Raw genomic sequence first — 17905 nt, 5'->3', positions numbered from 1 at the left:
GGAGCTGAGGCCGTGCCCTAAGGTGCGCATCCGCCCAAAGCAATCCCGGACGGCAGGGCGAGAATTGGACTTACTTAAGAAAATATTCCAGCATTTACGTCGCATTTTATGTGTTTTGCGTAAAAACAACAATCGTTTAGAAAGTAGCTTTTATATAAAAAAGAGGTGTGGAAGAATTTTACTTCCACACCTCTTAAAAATCTGCTAAAGATTACTCACCACCAACATTGATAAATAATTTACCTTCAGCCTGTTTAAGAGTCTCATTCTCATAATCATCGACAGCTTTCACTTCGATGACAGCACCTTCTGCTTCAACACTACTTGTTGCTGTCCAATATCCAACATAGTGTCCTTCAGAAGTTTCCATCATTGGCAATTCAGTGGCGTTTGAAACCTGTGCACGAGCATTTGTTAGTGGCAAATGGATAAAGAATGTTGCATCTAATCCAGGTTCACTATCAAATTCAATTTTTACACTTTCTCCTGCTTGAAGATATTTATCTTCTGTCGGTGTTAAGCTTTCAATTTCTGGTGCATTGTATTTAACATCTAATGTTACTTTCTTAACAGTCTTGTTACCAGCTTCATCTCTAGCAACGACCCTTATTTGGTTTTCACCATTGTCAAGCAAAATTCGTTTAGAATAGCTTCCATCCGAAATTCTTGCCTTTTGACCGTTTACTTTAACCCAGTCTAAGTTAGCATCTGAAACTGTACCTTCAACCGTTACCGTTTCACGATTTGACTTATCCCCATTTTCAGGATTATCAATCGTCAGCTCTGGTTTTTGCGTATCTAACGTTACCGTAACCGGATCTGACTCGCCAGTTTCAGCTCCATCAAGTATAGATACTGCTTTAAAGACATTTTCACCTTCGTCTAACTCAGTAGGGATAGCGAATTTTCCATCGTCGCCAACTTCTGCAGTCCCTACCTCTTCCCCATTGTCCAACAATTGAATAGTTGTTGTAGGAGAAGCATTACCTTCAACTGTTAAACTCTTTTCACTAGTCGTGAAATTTTCTTCAGGTGAAGTAATGACTGGGGTACTTACTTCATAACTAACACGTGCACGAATCATATAGTTTCCTTCAGCAGCTGGTGAAGGTGACCATGCCCCACCGACGTATTGATAGCTTCGTTCGGCATTTGTACTACTCTCATCTGTAGCTAAACCAGGTGTATTTGGATTTGCATTCGTTTGGATATAGACCATGTAGAAATCCCCATCAACAATAATGTTGTGTTCACTTAAATCAACTACTGTCCACTCACCATTACGCAAGGCTTCGGCATCAATTGGTCCAGCAAGTTTCTTGCCAGGCAATCCATTTTCACCAGATGCATCCCATACCTCAACTGCAAACTCAGTCCCACCTGGAACTGGCCATTCTGTATCCCAGAATCGGAATACTCCATCAGTTACGACAGCTGATTCTTTTCCTTCTGGTAAGGACATTTTTACAGCCCATCCATTACCTGCATCATAGAAAGCACGAGCGTTTTCTGCTGTCCCATCATCATATCCAATTTCTCCACCAGGATATGTGTAGAAAGGTTCCAGTTCAACATCGGCTTCAACGTTCTCACCGTCAACGGTGATTTCAACTTCTTTACTATGATAATCACGGGCCATTACTTTAAGTGTGTACGTACCTTCGTATGCTGTAATTGAATAATTACCCTCAGCATCTGTTTCAACCGGTGTGACATTAGCATCTTCGACAAGAAGTATTGTCGCACCTTCAATAGGTTCACCTGTTTTCTGGTCTGTTATTGTACCAGTAACAGTACCTTGTGGAACTTCATCTAACGTAAAATTGGCTTCAGCAACTCCACCGTCTTCAATTGTTACCGTTTGTTGTTCAGAGACAAAACCATAAGCCCCTGCTTGTACAGTAAATGTTCCAGCTGGATGTGTTAATGAGTAAGATCCATCTTCAGGATTTGTATTAACAGATCTCCCACTCTCTAATACACTTACTTGCGCACCAATTGGAAGTAAGGTAGGATTAATTACATCCTCTGCCGCAGGAGGATCTTCTTTTTTAGGTAATTCCGGTTGAATTTTGGCTGGATTTACCTTTTCTTTTACGCCTGTTTTATCTTTTGATTTAATTACCCCTAAACTGTTGCTACTAAGGCTAATTCCATTCTTCAAGTCCTTTTTGTCTTTTTTATCTTTATCTTTCCCTTTAGATTTTCCTAAAGATGCTTTGCTACTTTGAGAAGTATCAGACAATGTAACATCATCAATATACCATCCTTCTCTAGAAACACTACCATCTGTTGTTACATTGAATCCAATATAGATTCGTTGGCCACTATATTCTGATAAATCAACTTCAGCACTTTCCCAATCAGTTGTTGTACCTTCCACTCTCATAAGCTGTGTCCATTCTTCTTGATCTGTCGATACAAACACATGACCGAAATCATAAGCTGTTCCTGAGTCGTATTTTTCTAAATCATGCCATTGATTAAATTGTAAATACGAATTTCCTTCAGGTAGATCAATCGGTGGCATAACAAGTGTTGCATTCATATTACTTTCATATTCGCCTGCTAGATTGGTAGCATAGAGATTTTCGCCCGATGCAGCACTTCCTGGACCTGAAGTTGGTGCACCCCATTCCCAGCTGTTAGCTTCACCGAAGGATGTCCAGCCAACAGGATTTGCTTCAAAGTCTTCTGAATAACCTACTGAAATACCAGGTTTAACCTCAACAGCATATTCATCACTTTCTACTTCATTATTACCAAAATCGTTTATCAACCACTTGTATGTTAATGAATCGCCGTCAACTTGATCACCAGGGATTGTTGCCAAATATTCACCTGATTTGAAATCACCGGACGTACGCGCTGCTTCGATTGTCTGCCAGTCACCATTGTTATCTTGGTACTTTAATTCAACCGATGCTACACTCACATTATCATTAACTTGTACATTTAAATTTAAATCCATTCCAGCATATGTCTCTGCTGGTGCAGCGTGTTCAAATGTTGGAGCCTCGTTATCTTCACCTTCTTTAGTAACGTTACCCTGTAATGTTCCAAGTCCGTTCTCTATAGATGAAACTGCGTTAAACGCATTTACTAATCCATAGCCGTAACCATTGTTAGGTGATTCTGGATATTCTTCATCTGTTAATGGCGTTGCTGTATTCAATATAATTTCTTCTAATTCATCAACAGTTAAGCTAGCATCAACTTGACGAAGCAATGCGACTACAGCAGATACCGCTGGACCCGCCATCGATGTTCCATTCCAACCACCTTCATAGTTACTGCCTGGTACGGAAGAACGAATGTTTACTCCAGGTGCTGAAATGTCAGGCTTAATTTCATCATACGGGGAAGGTCCTCGTAGTGAGAAACCTGCAACTACATCATTAATATCTGTTGCTCCAGTCGCGAAAGATTCAGGATAGTTTGCTGGTGTAGCCACTGAACCTGGTCCTCCTGGATTAGTTAGAGTTGTGTTACCAGCTGAAAACTCAGGGAATATATTCGCTGCTCTCCAGTTGATAACAACATCCCGATACCATTCATCCAGACCTGGTCCGCCACCCCATGAGTTGTTAACAACATCTGGAGCCATATCAACTCTAGCATTTCCTTCAGCATCTGTTGGAGCTAAAATCCACTCTGCAGCAGCGAGTAGGTCAGCGTCTGTACCGCCAGCTGCCGTGAACGCTTTAACAGAAATAAATTTAGCACCAGGCGCAACCCCAACTTGGTTAGACCCATCTGGTTCGCTACCAACCATCGTTCCTGTAACATGCGTACCATGGCCAATATCATCGTATGGTTCTGACTGGCCAGCAGTTGCATCAAACCAGTTGAAGTCATGATCTACTTCACCTGTTGCTGCATCATAACCACGGTATTTTTCTTTTAGGGCAGGATGATCCCATTGAACACCTGTATCAATACTTGCTACAACTGTTCCGGTACCATCAATCCCCATTTCCCATACTTGCGGTGCGCCAACACGTTCTACGTTCCACTCAACATTAGCTATTTCTGACTTAGGTGTTTTAGCGTCTTTTGTTACTTTAGAAAACAACTCACGAGTTTCATTCGGCAAGATCTTTTCAACTTCTGGAAACGATGCAATCTTTTGCGCAACCTCTTTTGTTGCAGTAACCGCCATACCGTTTACGATATAGTACGATTTAATATTTTTTGCATTCCCTTTTTCAGATTGCTGTTCAAGATATTGCTTTACATTTTGTTGTGATGTTAAAGAAGTAGATTTTAACTCAGAGACGACCGCAGAACGTTGAATGAGCTCCGCCTTTTGTGCAGTTACATTCGCCTTTGTAGCACTCGATCTAGCTTCCTTAGCGATCTTTTTCGTGTCTGCCTTTTCCTTGAATTTAATCAAAAATGTAACTTTGTCATCTGTTTTAAATTCATCTAGTAGTCGATCACTAACTTTTACTTTTGCATTAGTCTGGGAGTCATTTAACGAACGATACAACTTCTCATTTGTTTCAGCGCCTGCCATGCTTGGTGTTATTAAAGAAAATATCATGAGTAGTGACGCTACTATACTAAAGAAGCGGACTTGACGTTGTTTCTTTTTTCTCAACTTGTTTCCTCCTCCCGAATTTTGAAAAACAATGCAATGACTGTTGTCTTTGAATAGATTAAAAAAACACATCTATGCCAAATTCAACAAAAAAGACACCCTTAGCTCCCCTCCTTTACTAATAAATAGTTTAAGTAGGTCTCAGCTGTTAGCGTGCCGTTTGTTTTGTTCTCGTTGTTAATGTGACTATAATATACTGCAACAAAAAATTGTGTCGAATTTTGTCGTTTTTGATCAGAATTTTCTAAATTGATAGATAAGAACTGTTTCTCTTATCTATTTTCTAGTCAAAAGTCCTATCACCACTGTCGCATAATTAATCACATATAAATCAAGACATATACCATATAAGGTTTTATTAGATTACATGACTATTAATCTATTATCCATTATTTAACTGCAGTTGGAAAAAATGCATAAATAAACCTATCTATTTCTCTAAAATCCACAATTGAATTATTAAATTGAACTGGAAATTAGTCCCTTTTTACCTTTTTCGATATAAAAATTGTCTAGAAAAGCATTAATTAGTCATGTGTGAAATAGCACTCACAATACTAATGGCCCAAATAAGAAAAAGCCTTAATCGGACAAAAAAGATTAAGGCTTTTCGTATTACTATAGATAATAAATTTTTAATCCTCCAACGGATTTAAACTTTCCTCTCCAGATAATCCAGCAATCATCTTAACAAGTAATTCAATCTCTTCATCCATATCTTTTAAGCTTGCTGTTTCTACTGGAGAATGCATATAGCGTAAAGGCAATGATACAAGTGATACCGGAACACCCTTGCCAGTTAATCGCATTTTATCTGCGTCTGTTCCTGTCATTCTAGGTGTCAACTCATATTGAACATTTATGTTACATTTTCTGGCTGTTTTTTCCAAAAGTTTGTTAATTTTAATATTGATTGGAGCACCCTTTGCAAGAACTGGTCCTTTCTCTAGTTTCACATCACCATGCTTATTTTTGTTAACACCGGGGTAGTCTGTTGCAAATGTAACATCACAGGCAATTGCCATTGTTGGTTCAATACCTGCTGCAGCAAAATATGCCCCACCCATATTTGTTTCTTCATTTACGGTACTTGCTGCATATACACCAACATTACACCCTTCTTCAGACAATCGTTTAAGTACTTCTGCAACAATAAATGATCCTGTTCTATTATCTAAACCTCGACCAGAAACATAGCGATCCATCAATATTTCAGGGTCTGTTTTATATACAGAAAGATCACCAATTTGCACATACTTTTCTGCTTCTTCTTTTGATTTCCATCCACAATCAATAAACAAATCTTCAAGACCAAAGTCATCTTTTAGACCACCGTGATGCTGTGCGTTAACACCAATTACACCTGTGATCGTTTTGTAATTTCCCAATACCGTTGTCTTCATACCAACAGCTGCTTTTGGATTAATACCACCCATTTTATCAAAATGCAAAAATCCATTGTCATCGATGCGGTTGATCACAAGCGCGATTTCATCACAATGCCCTGCCAATAACACCTTAAATGGTGCATTAGGATTCAATACACCAATTGCATTTCCAGCATTATCTGTCCTTATTTCATCTGCAAAAGTCTCTACATATTTAATCCATTTCTTTTGAATTTCCATTTCATTACTTGAGGGTGACGGAGTATGTAATAACTCTAATAAAAAGTCTCTGTTCACTTGTTCCATTTAAAAATTCCTCCTTGTAATCGTTGCCAATTTTTGATTTTTATTTTATCTTTTTCCATACTATCATACAAATTAAATTAAGGCTCTTTTCGTAAATTTTGTATTCGTAGTCTCAATAAAATGCGACGTAAGTTATCTTATGTAGCTGTTATTCCCACAGCCAGTATACACTACGATTTCCGGAGCAGCTGCTATCCTTGCTCTCCTGCCGATATTCCTGCTCTCCTGCTGATATTCACGCTCTCCTGCCGATGTTCCTGCTCTCCTGCCGATGTTCCTGCTCTCCTGCCGATATTCACGCTCTCCTGCCGATATTCCTGCTCTCCTGCTGATATTCCTGCTCTCCTGCTGATGTTCACGCTCTCCTGCTGATGTTCACGCTCTCCTGACGATATTCACGCTCTACTGCTGATGTTCCTGTTCTCCTGCTGATATTCACGCTCTACTGCTGATGTTCACGCTCTACTACCGAGCATCATCTCCCCAGGATGTCATTAGTATAAAAGTAAAATTTTTGCTTGGTGTTTATGTCGCTTTCTATGTTTTTTGTGTAATAACAATACTCTTTTAGGAAACAGCTTAAATTAAAGAGAGCACATTTGTTTACGTACTTGTTTGTATTGGATAAAATTTTATCAAATACGAATAAGGAGTGTACTGAAAATGACATTAAATGATTGGTTCGAAAAAGGAATTTCACCTGATACATATATTGAATCGATGGAAAAACACAAGGAGAATCTGCTGCACATATATGATAATTTTACTCCTCCTGACGATGATGAATTTTTTCAGGCAACAAAAAAGAAGAATCTTCGTGTGATCGTTTTAACTGAGGATTGGTGCGGAGATGCAATGCTAAATATCCCCATTTTACTTCGTATAGCTGAACAAACGAACATAGACGTCCGGATGCTTTTGCGCGATCAGAATTTAGATTTAATGGATAACTATCTAACAAACGGAAAATCTCGTTCGATTCCAATATTTATTTTTATTGATGATAATGGTAATGAAGTTGCAAAATGGGGACCGCGTGCCGAAAAAATCCAACAATTTGCAGATGACTCTAAATCAGAGCTGCCTGCCAAAGGTAATGACGATTATGAAGAGAAGTTCAAAGAAATGCTCATGTTTATGACAAAGGCATTTCGTGACAACTCTGATTTTTGGGATGAAGTATACGAAAGTTTGAAACGGGCGATAGCGAAAAAATGATTTATCGAGGCAACCGATCTTATTCGGATGCCTCGTTTTTGTATAAGTAAATGTTGTGTTTGTCTATACTAATGAATAACGTATACTTAGACAAAATAAGGTGAAAAAATGAGCATTGAATTATTTAAACATATATATTTTCGGCTTCCTGTTGTAGTTAGACTTTTATTAACCATTTTTATTACAATGGTTCTTTTTGGTATAGTTATTCATTTTATCGAGCCTACAGAATTCCCTTCTATTTTTGACGGGATATGGTGGGCATTTGTTACAGGGGCAACTGTCGGTTATGGCGATTATGTTCCGCTTTCGATTCCAGGAAGAGTAGTCGGTATACTATTAATTTTGTCTGGTGGTGGGCTATTAACGTTTTATATTACCACCATATCTGCCGCAACAATTAAACATGAACAGGATTTATCAAAAGGAAAGGTTGCATTTAAAGGAACTAATCATGTTATTTTTATTGGCTGGAATGAGCGAACAAGACATTTACTTAACATGACTTTAAAGCAAAATAATAAAGTTGAAATTGTATTAATCGATCGTACGTTATCCCATTTGCCATACCAACAATTCCCGGTACATTTTATTCACGGTGATCCCAGTGAGGATACTACATTAGAACGGGCACGTATCGATTTGGCAGAAAGTGTTATTATTACAGCGGATATTACAAAAAAAGAACGCCAAGCAGATGTTAATACTATCCTAACAACAGTTGCCATCAGAGGTAATAACAAAAACGTGCGGATTATTGCAGAAATACTCTCAACTGCTCAGGTTGATAATGCGATTAGGGCTGGAGCAGATACGACAATCGGATCAAATGATTTTATGAGCACCTTATTTTACCATGAACTTTTCAACCCTAAAACAACAAAACCTGTCGAGACTATATTGGAGCTATTACTGACTCAACACTTTTCCCATACACGTCTGCCTGGAGAATTTGAAAACAAACCTTTTATGGACATAATACATTTTTTTCTTAAAAAAAATCATCTGCCCTTTGGAATTATTCGGGAAGAAGAATGGAATATCAAGCCTTCCCACAATTTTATTATGAAAAAAGGAGATATAATTCTTACTTTTTCCTCATGGAAGTAAAATTTTCTCCACTTTTTGCATTAAATCTTTTCCAATTTCAACATATTCACTTGGAACATCAGTATCGGGGTTGGTCGGTGATTGAAATTGGTCAAACGCTCCGCGTACTGCACCACCTATTCCTGTTTCATCATATCCTTTCTGATATTCATGCGCTAGAAGAAAAGGTTTATCTACACGTACCGTTACACCTGGGTAATCAAGTGAGCCTGCAACAGCATAAAAGGGAATTCTTAAATAATAATAAACACCTTTATCATCAATTTTATAATCGAAATAGCCTTTTTCATAGTCCCAGTTTGACCCAATAACGAATCCTTCTGGTTTCAGCAAATCTTCTAGAATATATAACGGGAAAATTGTATGTTCTATTTTTGATTCTATAGGAACCATTTACCTCTTCCTTTCACTTTTTTTATTATTTTTTGCTTGAAATCATTATTTATGCTAAAATATTTTATTGTGTAAAAAGAATCGAATAAGTTATAGGAGTTGTTCAGCATGACAGACAAGTTTGAGACTGGTCAAGTTATAGAAGGAAAGGTAACGGGAATACAACCATACGGTGCGTTTGTATCCCTAAACGATGAAATTCAAGGCTTAGTTCATATTTCTGAGGTAACACATGGTTATGTAAAAGATATTAATGATCATTTAACTGTAGGAGACGAGGTTAAAGTTAAAATCTTGAACATAGATGAGGAGAAGAATAAAGTTTCATTATCTATTCGCGCAACTGAAGAGGCACCTAAGAAAAGTCCAAAAGCCCCAAAAGCCCAACCTGCAAAACAACAAGATAATTCAACTACTGGGTTCAATACGTTAAAAGACAAATTAGAAGAATGGATTGAACAGTCAGAAGATCGTGAAGGCACTTTTAAAAATTAATATTTTTTAGAAACGAGGTTTACTCATGTATAGAATCGTATTCTTATACAGTCCGTTTACCTCTTTTTAATAAAAATTGTTATTTTTTACTGAAATGGGTTTATCTTTTATACAACAGGGTAATACTATAACTGTAAGACTTTCTCGTATTCCCCCTGTAAGCAAGGCGTATAAGCGCTTTGCTTTTTTTTGTGTGTTTTTACGATATAATTGAAATATAATGAACTTTTTACAAATAGGTTTGCCAATTAAGGTAGGCAAAGTAAATACTGGGAGGAATACCGAATGGGAATATTTGATACACTACATGACCGAAAGAATACACGATCCGTAAAATGGGACATGTTAAAACCCGTTTTCCAAACTGATGACATCTTACCAATGTGGGTTGCTGATATGGATTTTAAAGCCCCAGAAGCTGTTAATAACGCTTTAATAAAACGTGCGGAACATGGTATTTTTGGCTATACAGTTACTGATAAAGATATTAAAGATTCTATTATTAATTGGGTTTCCAAGCGCCATAGATGGAATATTAAACATGAATTTCTTTCTTTTAGTCCCGGTGTGGTTACAAGTTTACATATGGCAATTCAAGCATTTACACAACCGCATGAAAAGGTTCTAATTCAAACACCGGTTTATACTCCTTTTTATAATGTGATTAAACAACATAACAGAAAAGTTATAAAAAATCCCTTAGTATTAAAAAATAATTACTATCACATTGATTTTAATGACTTTGAAGAAAAATTGAAATCAGGTGTAAAAGCATTTATACTGTGCTCGCCACATAACCCTGTAGGTAGAGTTTGGACTAAGGCTGAATTGAAGAAAATTGCCCGTCTTTGTCTTAAATATGATGTTTTAATTTTATCTGATGAAATTCATGCAGATCTTATTTATCCCGGACAGCATCATACCCCAATTGCATCTCTTTCAGATGAAATAGCTGAGCAAACAATCACATGTATGTCACCTTCTAAAACTTTTAATTTAGCAGGATTACAAGCTTCATACATTATCACAACAAATAAAGAGAGGAGAAATCTCATAAACGAGCAGTTAGGCAAACAAGGTCACCATATGTTGAACACTATGGCTACTACCGCTATGGAAGCCGCTTATCTATATGGAGAGCAATGGCTTGATGAATTACGAGGAATTTTAAAAGAACATCGAGATTATGTAACTGCTATGTTTGAGACCCACACTGATGAACTTAATGTAATCCAGTCAGAGGGTACTTATTTATTGTGGATTGATTGCAGTGGAATGCAAATGGATAGTAAGTCATTAAAGCAATTCATGATTAAACAAGCTAAAGTTGGACTCAATGCAGGTGTTGAATATGGTGAAGAAGGCGAACAATTCATGAGGATTAATATCGCCTGCCCAAGGGAGACACTTGAAGAAGGCGTAAAACGTATTATTAACGCTTTAAAGAATAGATAATCAATCAATACAAGCTGATCCAACCACAAAGGGAGGGTCAGCTTGCTTTACTTTTCTTGCTTATCATTAAATTTTGTTGGGTCTGTAGGGGAACTTTCTGAATCACTTTTCGGATCCGTTTTTAACTCACCACAAGCAATGCGTGTACCTGAATCACCACCAGGTTGACTCACCCCATCGTCTTGACCATCATGAATAACGATAGACGTTCCTTCGCCACGTAATATCGACTTCTTACCATCTAAAAGTGTCGCACCCGCCAGCATTAATTCTGTATCAACAAGTCCTCCTGCATCTGCTTCAATATTAGGTAAATCTCCTAAATGATGTCCTTTAGGATGCATTAATCCGTGTTCTTTTCCTTCTGGATTAAAATGATTTCCAGCACTTTTAAAATCTGGACCTTCACAACTTGGATATTCATGTACATGAATCCCGTGAAAACCTGGTGTTAGCCCTTCCAATTTTAATTTCACCTGAACACCATCCGGTTTTTCAGTTAAAGCAGCAGTTCCTATCATATCCCCTGATGAATTATACATATCAATTGTACGTGTCGTTCGCTCGCCATCACTTTGGCATGAGGATAATAATAATATTGCTATTATTAATAATAAACGCATTTATGCTACTCCTTTTTTTGTATATGCTCTCTATGTAGTATCCACAAAAGCAGCAGAATTATGAACCAAAAAAAAGAGGCTAAGACAAAAGTGTTATAACCAAAGAAAAATCCGAATGTATAATGGTTGGAGCTATAATCCGCTCCGAAAATATACTTCGCTTTCCGCGGGGAGCTGTTGAGCCTCCTCGTGCTGGCGCACAGCGAGGTCTCACCTATGCCTTTCCTCCCGCAGGAGTATACGTATATTTCATCCACTAAAACAGCACTTTGTTCGTCTTTATACTTAAAAAGTTTAGTTATGTTCCAGCCCCTCATTCGTCAGCGTCATCGATATTATTTGCATTTAATTTATACTGTTGATCAATTAGTTGTTCTTCTTTTTTCGATTTTTTGATAAATATATACATCGTTATAGCTGCACCAATCATAAAGATGACCAATGATATGATACCAGGAATATATTCTGTTTTATCTTCTGGAAAATAAAGAAATTCCATCATAATTACTCACTTCCTTCAACTAGATTATAGCAAACTTTACACAATCTCCAAACATAATCTATTTAAATAATAGCCATTTGAACAATTTTTTGTAACAATAGACATAGATGAAAGAAGGAGGTCAGTAGAATATGAACGATTTTTCAATTGGTAAAAATGTTCGAGCACATTATAATTCAGGAATTTATATAGGGGAAGTCTTAGAGGATCGAGGCGATAAATACTTGATTAAAGTTCTTGCTGTCATAAAACATCCAATGCAAGGTGATCTTCACCATCCTGGTAAAGTTGAGGGTGTATTTTTTCATGAACGAAAGGCTCTAGCTCATTACGAAAAAATGAATGTGGCAAAACCCGTTGTCTATTCTTTTGAAGGAGCAATTCCTAATTACAATGATTCCCTCAAAAAAGCTGTTATGAAATTAAAAGAAAAATTAACCAACAAAGATACAGAATTTAATCAACTAGCATTAAAAAGAGTTGAGGAACTAGAAGAAAGGTATTACCATCAAAGTTATTATTAGTGAGAAGTGGGAGGTCTACAGCCTCCCTTCCTTTTTTTAATATTAAGTAGGAACCTTTAAATCCTTCTTCTTCTTTGCTGGTTTCCCATAAATTTTTCTTGTGATTTTTGGAGCGTAGCTGAACAATACCATCCCAACGAAGGCTGAAATTACTATATAAATACCAGCGAACACTTTAATTGAACCAACTGCTACTGCAGCGATAACAACAGAGAATTCACCTCTCGCACATATCGATAATCCTGCCCTTAAAGCTACCCGTTTCGTTAATCCATACAGCCTGCCGCCTACAATTCCAACTAGCACTTTTGCAATAATAGACCAAATTACTAGTACCGTTAATAGAACCGGCATGGGAATACCTTCACCTAGATCAATCGTTGTTCCAAAGTATACAAAGAATGTCGGAAGCATAAGATTTTTAATCGGTGTTACCGTTCCTTCTACACGTTCTATTTTTCCAATTTCTGCTAACATTACGCCAGCCAAGAATGCACCTAATACTTCGGAAAGCCCGAGGAACAAGGCTAGTCCACCGAAAGACATAGCAATTCCAACTAACAATACAATTTTGAAATCTTCATCATCAATTTTAATTAAGAAGGTTTCAAAACGTTTAAACAACGTTTTTCCAAGTACGATTGCAATTAAAGCAAGTCCAACAATTTTTCCGATTAAGATAATTAAATCTAATCCAGAAAAAGTATTGCCTGAACTTAATGCAATCAAAATAGCTACAATAATTGGTGCAATCAAATCTTCAAAAATCAGAATACCTAATACATATTCTGTTTCAGCATTCGCCATTCTCCCTTTATCATCAAGCAGTTTAGCTGTGATTGAAGAGCTTGTTGCATAGGTAATTCCACCAATTAAAAAAGATGTGAACCAGTCCATACCAAAACCAAATGCAATTAGCATGGATACCCCTAAACTGAGTGCTACATCAAGTAGACCAGAGCTCCAAATCTTTTTTGCTATACCGCCTAATCGCCTTGTATTAAACTCTATTCCTAATAAAAAGAACAACAGGACAATAGCAACTTCACTAGAAAAGTGCAATAATGAATTGTGATCAAGAAATCCTGCTAAAGCGATTCCAAAAAGAATATACAATATAACATTTGGAAAATTTACTTTTAATCCAATATAATCAAGCAAAAAAATACCTAATAAAACTATACCGGCACCTAGTAATGTGGGAAAATCACTAAACAAGCATCATCATTCCTCACCCTGGCATAGATCTGTAAGAGTTGCTATTTGTTCATCTTTTCCAACCGCCATTAATACATCCCCTGGCTTTAATGTCGTATCGGCTTCTGGGATTGCAATCACATCATCACCATGGACGATTCCTATAATTGTTGCACCGGTTTTATTGCGAATATCAGATTCCTCAATTGTTTTATTAACAAGTGGTGACTTTTTCTTCAGGGTTATATAATCAACGATAATCTGTTTTTTAAACAAGCGCATTTTTTCTACATCTACTGGTTGATATGTTGCACCTAATAACTGGGCGGCAAGTTCTCTCGTTTCATCAGGTGTTAAGTCCATTGCAAAATCGGCTTCATCATTATCTGCATCATCAAAAAAATAAAGCTCTCTTTTCCCAGTATGATGTACGATAATAACAAGCATATTTTCTTCGGAAGTCTTTAACGTAATTTTTTGCCCAATTCCCGGAAGCTGGGATACAGAAACATTCATTAATTCTTCACCTCAAATTCATATTACAAATTTAAAAAGCTAGAGGATCTACATAATCTCTAGCTTACTCATTTATTCACCTAAATGTTCTTTAATTACTTCCTCGATACCCTTTAATGCATCTTCTTCATCATTACCTTGTGCAGTAACCTTGATTTCAGCACCTTTAGGTACCCCTAATGACATAACACCCATGATTGATTTTAAGTTAACTGTTTTGCCATTGTAAGATACTTCTACCTCTGATTCGAACTGACCTGCTTTATTAACTAATAATGTAGCTGGACGTGCATGGACTCCAGTGTCAGCAGTAATTGTAAATGTTTTCTCTTGCATTTAATTTCATCCTTCCCATATTAATAAACTTACTATGTACTGTTAAAAACATACTTATATGTTTCCCACTAATTCACAGATAAACCGTATAATGCGTTTATTTGTAAAACGTACTAGTAGTATTATATACAATTATACACGTTTGTGAAACTAAAAAAAAGCGATCTTTATTCAATAATTTGTCTTTAATTAAGCGTTATGATAACGTTGTTCTGTAAGAAAATGATATTACTTGGGAGGTACATAAATGAGTGTACATATAGAAGCTAAAAAAGGCGAAATTGCTGATAAAATTTTATTGCCGGGTGACCCTTTACGAGCAAAATTCATTGCAGAAACATTTCTAGACGATGTAACCCAATATAATCAAGTAAGAGGTATGTATGGATATACTGGTACCTACAATGGTGAAAGGGTATCTGTACAAGGTACTGGAATGGGCGTTCCTTCAATTTCAATTTATGTTAATGAATTGATTCAAAGCTATGATGTACAAAAGTTAATACGAGTAGGTACTTGTGGAGCAATCCAAAAAGATGTTAAAGTTCGGGACGTTATCTTAGCACAAGGATCAACGACAGATTCGCAAATAAATAGAATGGTCTTTAATGGAATTGATTATGCACCATTAGCTGATTTTGATTTACTAAAGAATGCATATGATGTTGGGATAGAAAAAGGAATGAATCTTCGTGTTGGAAATGTTTTTACAAGTGATACCTTCTATCGCGAGAATGCAAAAGAAATAAATGAATTACTGGCAAAATATAAAGTACTAGCAATCGAAATGGAAACCTCAGCACTTTATACATTGGCTGCAAAATATGATCGTCAAGCATTATCAGTTTTAACAGTTTCTGATCATATTTTAACAGGAGAGGAAACATCATCAGAAGAACGACAAACAACATTTAACGAAATGATGGAAATTGCGTTAGATGCAGCAGTTAAATAATCCTATTAAACAGTTTTTCAGCAATGAAAAGCTGTTTTTATTGTAAACTCATAAAATAATTGGTTGACAAAATAAATGTTTTTCCTTATGATCATTTTAGAAGGGGGAGATAACAATGAAGGGATTAAGACCAATTGACTTAACTTTTGGAGCAGTATTTGTTTGCTTAATGGCAATTGGAGCTAATATAGCAGTTTGGTTTCCAATGCTAGCTATTCCTATTGGAGGCGCATCTATACCATTATCACTTCAAACATTTTTTGCTATTTTAGCTGGACTGATGCTTGGGAAAAAGTTAGGTAGTATTTCAATGATTACATACATTCTTGTTGGGATTGCGGGAGTTCCGGTATTTGCCGAGATGTCAGCTGGACCAATGGCGTTAATCAGTCCTACAGGTGGATTTATCATTTCGTTTATTTTTATAGCATTTTTTGTAGGAGTTATCGCCGAACTAAGCAGCAAGCCTTCTATTCAAATTTATTCAATAGCCGCAATCGTTGGTTTGATAGCTAATTATGGTATTGGGGTAAGCTACATGTACTTAGCAATGAACACATGGTTAGAACTCGATATTTCCTACCTTATCGCTTGGTCAGGTATGATTCCGTTTTTAATTAAAGATACTGCCTTGGCATGCTTGGCTGCTATTTTTATGGTCAATATAGCCAAACGAGTTCCATCTAAATGGATGATGGTTAAAGCATAAAAATAAAGTGAAACTTCATTCAGTGGGGATTTTCCTTTTCTTCCCCACTGTATGTTAGTTGAACAGAATCGGACCATTACGGGCAGTTGACACCCACTTATCTTCCTTTAGTTTTTTTGTAATCTTCTCGTTAAAGGTTTTACTGCCCGTTAAGGCGGGATAAATTTCTACAAGGATACTTCAATAATGGAGTATCTTTTTTAGTTTCCACTTTTTATTCGGTATGATAATATCTATTTTAAGCGTCTGATTGTTACACTAAACAAACTGTATCTTCATGAACACAATGCATATAATAGGACTTAATTATCATATTTCGGCTAGAAAGGATGTTCAGCCCAACATGCATATTTTCTCAAATTTCCCGTTATCTGCGGCTCTGCTAGCAATTGTACTTACACAAGTAATTAAAATACCAATTCAGTTGATTGTAACAAAAGAGTTTAAACCCGGTTTAGCATTCAGTACTGGTGGAATGCCAAGTAGTCATTCAGCTGCTGTTGCAGCATTAACAACCGGTATCGGCATTGTTGAAGGTGTCACCTCACCTGTGTTTGCAGTTGCATTTGTTTTCAGTGTTATTACCATGTTTGACGCATCAGGGGTCCGCAGACAAGCTGGTGAGCAAGCCGTTGTATTAAACAAATTGATTAAAGACTTCCAATACTTTGTTGATGGTGCAAGGGGTTGGAATCGGAAAGAAGAATATGAAAAACGAGAAGAATTAAAAGAATTATTAGGACATCAACCAATTGAAGTTTTTTTCGGCGGTATTTCTGGAATATGTATTGCTTTTTTGCTCTATAATCTCTATTGAATCAGATAAAGACTAGCTCTCAAGCTAGTCTTTATCTTTTTTAGCTTTTTGTTATCTGTTTTCTAAAAACTTGTAATGCCTCATTTTCATTTAACTCTTTAAGTCGTTCCTCGGTGAGTTTTCCATCACCCATTTCGATAACGTGTACGTCGACTTTTCTTTTACCCCATTCAGAATAAACGTCCTCTACAGTCTCATAATACAAATCAATCTTATTCCCGTTAATTGCTGCACCTTTGTCAGCTACAACACCAAATCCGTATTTGGGAATCCATAGAATTGTTCCAATTGGATACACGTCTAAATCAGCTGCAATAGTAGAATATAAGTCTCTTGTCACTTTAACACCTGAATAGGTGATTCCATATCGTGGGTGATTTGGTGTTTTACCTGTTGATTCCACTCCAGCTGTATAGCCAGTTGCCATTACTGTATCCACTTTTGCACTTGGATACTGCATAGTTACTGCTTCCGCTAATGATTTCGGTCCTTCTATTTGCTCACTAGAAATATATCTTTTTTGCTTTTCTTTGAAGTTAAGTGACTTTTCTTTTAGGGTAACGTGCTTTCCCTTAAATGAATCTTGTGACATTTCTGCTACAGCCTTGCTGGAGCCTTTCTCCACCCATACCTTCATATCAGCTATAGTAACATTCGATATGGTAGTCACAGTAGTGTAAAATGCCCCTAAAAACAATAGTAACATTCCAGTTCTTCTCAAAAATTTAATTTTTTTCAATGATAACACCTCTCTGGAT

The 17905-nt window shown here is 36.7% G+C and carries 18 protein-coding genes; 8 read left to right on the top strand and 10 right to left on the bottom strand.

Features of this window, described 5'->3' with window-relative positions; genetic code table 11:
- Window positions 1-211: 211 nt before the first annotated feature.
- The 3 genes from CS937_RS19020 to CS937_RS19605 form a co-directional block, all read right to left on the bottom strand.
- Window positions 212-4546, bottom strand: a complete 4335-nt coding sequence (locus CS937_RS19020; RefSeq protein ID WP_099160124.1) for a S8 family serine peptidase — start codon at window positions 4544-4546, stop codon at window positions 212-214.
- A 692-nt stretch (window positions 4547-5238) separates the two neighbouring features.
- A complete protein-coding gene (locus tag CS937_RS19015; RefSeq protein WP_099160031.1) occupies window positions 5239-6297 on the bottom strand; it encodes a M20/M25/M40 family metallo-hydrolase in 1059 nt (352 codons plus the stop codon).
- A 191-nt stretch (window positions 6298-6488) separates the two neighbouring features.
- Window positions 6489-6656 (bottom strand): hypothetical protein, encoded by a 168-nt coding sequence (locus CS937_RS19605; protein WP_176555890.1) that lies wholly within the window; start codon window positions 6654-6656, stop codon window positions 6489-6491.
- Window positions 6657-6960: 304 nt separating this feature from the next.
- Between CS937_RS19605 and CS937_RS19010 the strand changes: the two genes are divergently transcribed.
- A complete protein-coding gene (locus CS937_RS19010; protein WP_099160030.1) occupies window positions 6961-7515 on the top strand; it encodes a thioredoxin family protein in 555 nt (184 codons plus the stop codon).
- A 108-nt stretch (window positions 7516-7623) separates the two neighbouring features.
- Entirely contained in the window at window positions 7624-8625 is a 1002-nt protein-coding gene (locus CS937_RS19005) for a potassium channel family protein (protein WP_099160029.1), read from the top strand.
- Here CS937_RS19005 and CS937_RS19000 read toward each other — a convergent pair.
- Entirely contained in the window at window positions 8614-9018 is a 405-nt protein-coding gene (locus tag CS937_RS19000) for a YugN family protein (protein ID WP_099160028.1), read from the bottom strand. The genes CS937_RS19005 and CS937_RS19000 overlap by 12 nt on opposite strands.
- 108 nt (window positions 9019-9126) lie before the next feature.
- Here CS937_RS19000 and yugI point away from each other — a divergent pair, with 108 nt between their 5' ends.
- Window positions 9127-9513 (top strand): S1 domain-containing post-transcriptional regulator GSP13, encoded by a 387-nt coding sequence (yugI, locus tag CS937_RS18995; protein ID WP_099160027.1) that lies wholly within the window; start codon window positions 9127-9129, stop codon window positions 9511-9513.
- Window positions 9514-9798: 285 nt separating this feature from the next.
- Window positions 9799-10968, top strand: coding sequence for a MalY/PatB family protein (locus CS937_RS18990; RefSeq protein ID WP_099160026.1), 1170 nt, complete (start codon window positions 9799-9801; stop codon window positions 10966-10968).
- Window positions 10969-11015: 47 nt separating this feature from the next.
- Here the strand turns inward: CS937_RS18990 and CS937_RS18985 are convergent, their stop codons facing one another.
- Window positions 11016-11591, bottom strand: a complete 576-nt coding sequence (locus CS937_RS18985) for a superoxide dismutase family protein (RefSeq protein ID WP_099160025.1) — start codon at window positions 11589-11591, stop codon at window positions 11016-11018.
- A gap of 313 nt (window positions 11592-11904) precedes the next feature.
- Complete coding sequence (locus tag CS937_RS18980; protein ID WP_099160024.1) at window positions 11905-12093, bottom strand: hypothetical protein; 189 nt, start codon at window positions 12091-12093, stop codon at window positions 11905-11907.
- 131 nt (window positions 12094-12224) lie between these two features.
- On the opposite strand from CS937_RS18980, the gene kapB reads away from it, so the two are divergent.
- Window positions 12225-12617 carry a kinase-associated lipoprotein KapB gene (kapB, locus tag CS937_RS18975; RefSeq protein ID WP_099160023.1) on the top strand — a complete coding sequence of 131 codons (393 nt, stop codon included), beginning with the start codon at window positions 12225-12227 and terminating at the stop codon, window positions 12615-12617.
- 42 nt (window positions 12618-12659) lie between these two features.
- On the opposite strand, the gene CS937_RS18970 is transcribed toward kapB, so the two are convergent.
- The 3 genes from CS937_RS18970 to CS937_RS18960 form a co-directional block, all read right to left on the bottom strand.
- A complete protein-coding gene (locus CS937_RS18970; protein WP_099160022.1) occupies window positions 12660-13835 on the bottom strand; it encodes a cation:proton antiporter in 1176 nt (391 codons plus the stop codon).
- Between the two features lie 6 nt (window positions 13836-13841).
- Entirely contained in the window at window positions 13842-14330 is a 489-nt protein-coding gene (locus CS937_RS18965; RefSeq protein WP_099160021.1) for a cation:proton antiporter regulatory subunit, read from the bottom strand.
- A 72-nt stretch (window positions 14331-14402) separates the two neighbouring features.
- Window positions 14403-14666 (bottom strand): phosphocarrier protein HPr, encoded by a 264-nt coding sequence (locus CS937_RS18960; protein WP_099160020.1) that lies wholly within the window; start codon window positions 14664-14666, stop codon window positions 14403-14405.
- Window positions 14667-14913: 247 nt separating this feature from the next.
- Here CS937_RS18960 and deoD point away from each other — a divergent pair, with 247 nt between their 5' ends.
- The 3 genes from deoD to CS937_RS18945 all read left to right on the top strand — a co-directional run bounded on the left by deoD (window position 14914) and on the right by CS937_RS18945 (window position 17147).
- Window positions 14914-15621 carry a purine-nucleoside phosphorylase gene (gene deoD, locus CS937_RS18955; RefSeq protein ID WP_099160019.1) on the top strand — a complete coding sequence of 236 codons (708 nt, stop codon included), beginning with the start codon at window positions 14914-14916 and terminating at the stop codon, window positions 15619-15621.
- A 115-nt stretch (window positions 15622-15736) separates the two neighbouring features.
- Window positions 15737-16330 (top strand): biotin transporter BioY, encoded by a 594-nt coding sequence (locus tag CS937_RS18950; protein WP_099160018.1) that lies wholly within the window; start codon window positions 15737-15739, stop codon window positions 16328-16330.
- Between the two features lie 343 nt (window positions 16331-16673).
- The gene (locus CS937_RS18945; protein WP_099160017.1) at window positions 16674-17147 is read left to right on the top strand and encodes a divergent PAP2 family protein; all 474 of its coding nucleotides are present in this window, start codon (window positions 16674-16676) and stop codon (window positions 17145-17147) included.
- Between the two features lie 40 nt (window positions 17148-17187).
- On the opposite strand, the gene CS937_RS18940 is transcribed toward CS937_RS18945, so the two are convergent.
- A complete protein-coding gene (locus CS937_RS18940; RefSeq protein ID WP_425445489.1) occupies window positions 17188-17895 on the bottom strand; it encodes a 3D domain-containing protein in 708 nt (235 codons plus the stop codon).
- Window positions 17896-17905 lie beyond the last annotated feature (10 nt).

This window comes from Virgibacillus ndiopensis, from assembly GCF_900187325.1.
Lineage (GTDB): Bacteria > Bacillota > Bacilli > Bacillales > Amphibacillaceae > Virgibacillus_E > Virgibacillus_E ndiopensis.
Note: the sequence above shows the minus strand (reverse complement) of the source record. Positions and strands in the feature narration are given on the sequence as shown.

Bases quoted from the DNA above. Each gene is read 5' to 3' on its own strand.
- CS937_RS19020 (WP_099160124.1), bottom strand. From the start codon at position 4,546: ATGATATTTTCTTTAATAACACCAAGCATGGCAGGCGCTGAAACAAAT.
- CS937_RS19015 (WP_099160031.1), bottom strand. From the start codon at position 6,297: ATGGAACAAGTGAACAGAGACTTTTTATTAGAGTTATTACATACTCCG.
- CS937_RS19010 (WP_099160030.1), top strand. From the start codon at position 6,961: ATGACATTAAATGATTGGTTCGAAAAAGGAATTTCACCTGATACATAT.
- CS937_RS19005 (WP_099160029.1), top strand. From the start codon at position 7,624: ATGAGCATTGAATTATTTAAACATATATATTTTCGGCTTCCTGTTGTA.
- CS937_RS19000 (WP_099160028.1), bottom strand. From the start codon at position 9,018: ATGGTTCCTATAGAATCAAAAATAGAACATACAATTTTCCCGTTATAT.
- yugI (WP_099160027.1), top strand. From the start codon at position 9,127: ATGACAGACAAGTTTGAGACTGGTCAAGTTATAGAAGGAAAGGTAACG.
- CS937_RS18990 (WP_099160026.1), top strand. From the start codon at position 9,799: ATGGGAATATTTGATACACTACATGACCGAAAGAATACACGATCCGTA.
- CS937_RS18985 (WP_099160025.1), bottom strand. From the start codon at position 11,591: ATGCGTTTATTATTAATAATAGCAATATTATTATTATCCTCATGCCAA.
- CS937_RS18980 (WP_099160024.1), bottom strand. From the start codon at position 12,093: ATGATGGAATTTCTTTATTTTCCAGAAGATAAAACAGAATATATTCCT.
- kapB (WP_099160023.1), top strand. From the start codon at position 12,225: ATGAACGATTTTTCAATTGGTAAAAATGTTCGAGCACATTATAATTCA.
- CS937_RS18965 (WP_099160021.1), bottom strand. From the start codon at position 14,330: ATGAATGTTTCTGTATCCCAGCTTCCGGGAATTGGGCAAAAAATTACG.
- CS937_RS18960 (WP_099160020.1), bottom strand. From the start codon at position 14,666: ATGCAAGAGAAAACATTTACAATTACTGCTGACACTGGAGTCCATGCA.
- deoD (WP_099160019.1), top strand. From the start codon at position 14,914: ATGAGTGTACATATAGAAGCTAAAAAAGGCGAAATTGCTGATAAAATT.
- CS937_RS18950 (WP_099160018.1), top strand. From the start codon at position 15,737: ATGAAGGGATTAAGACCAATTGACTTAACTTTTGGAGCAGTATTTGTT.
- CS937_RS18945 (WP_099160017.1), top strand. From the start codon at position 16,674: ATGCATATTTTCTCAAATTTCCCGTTATCTGCGGCTCTGCTAGCAATT.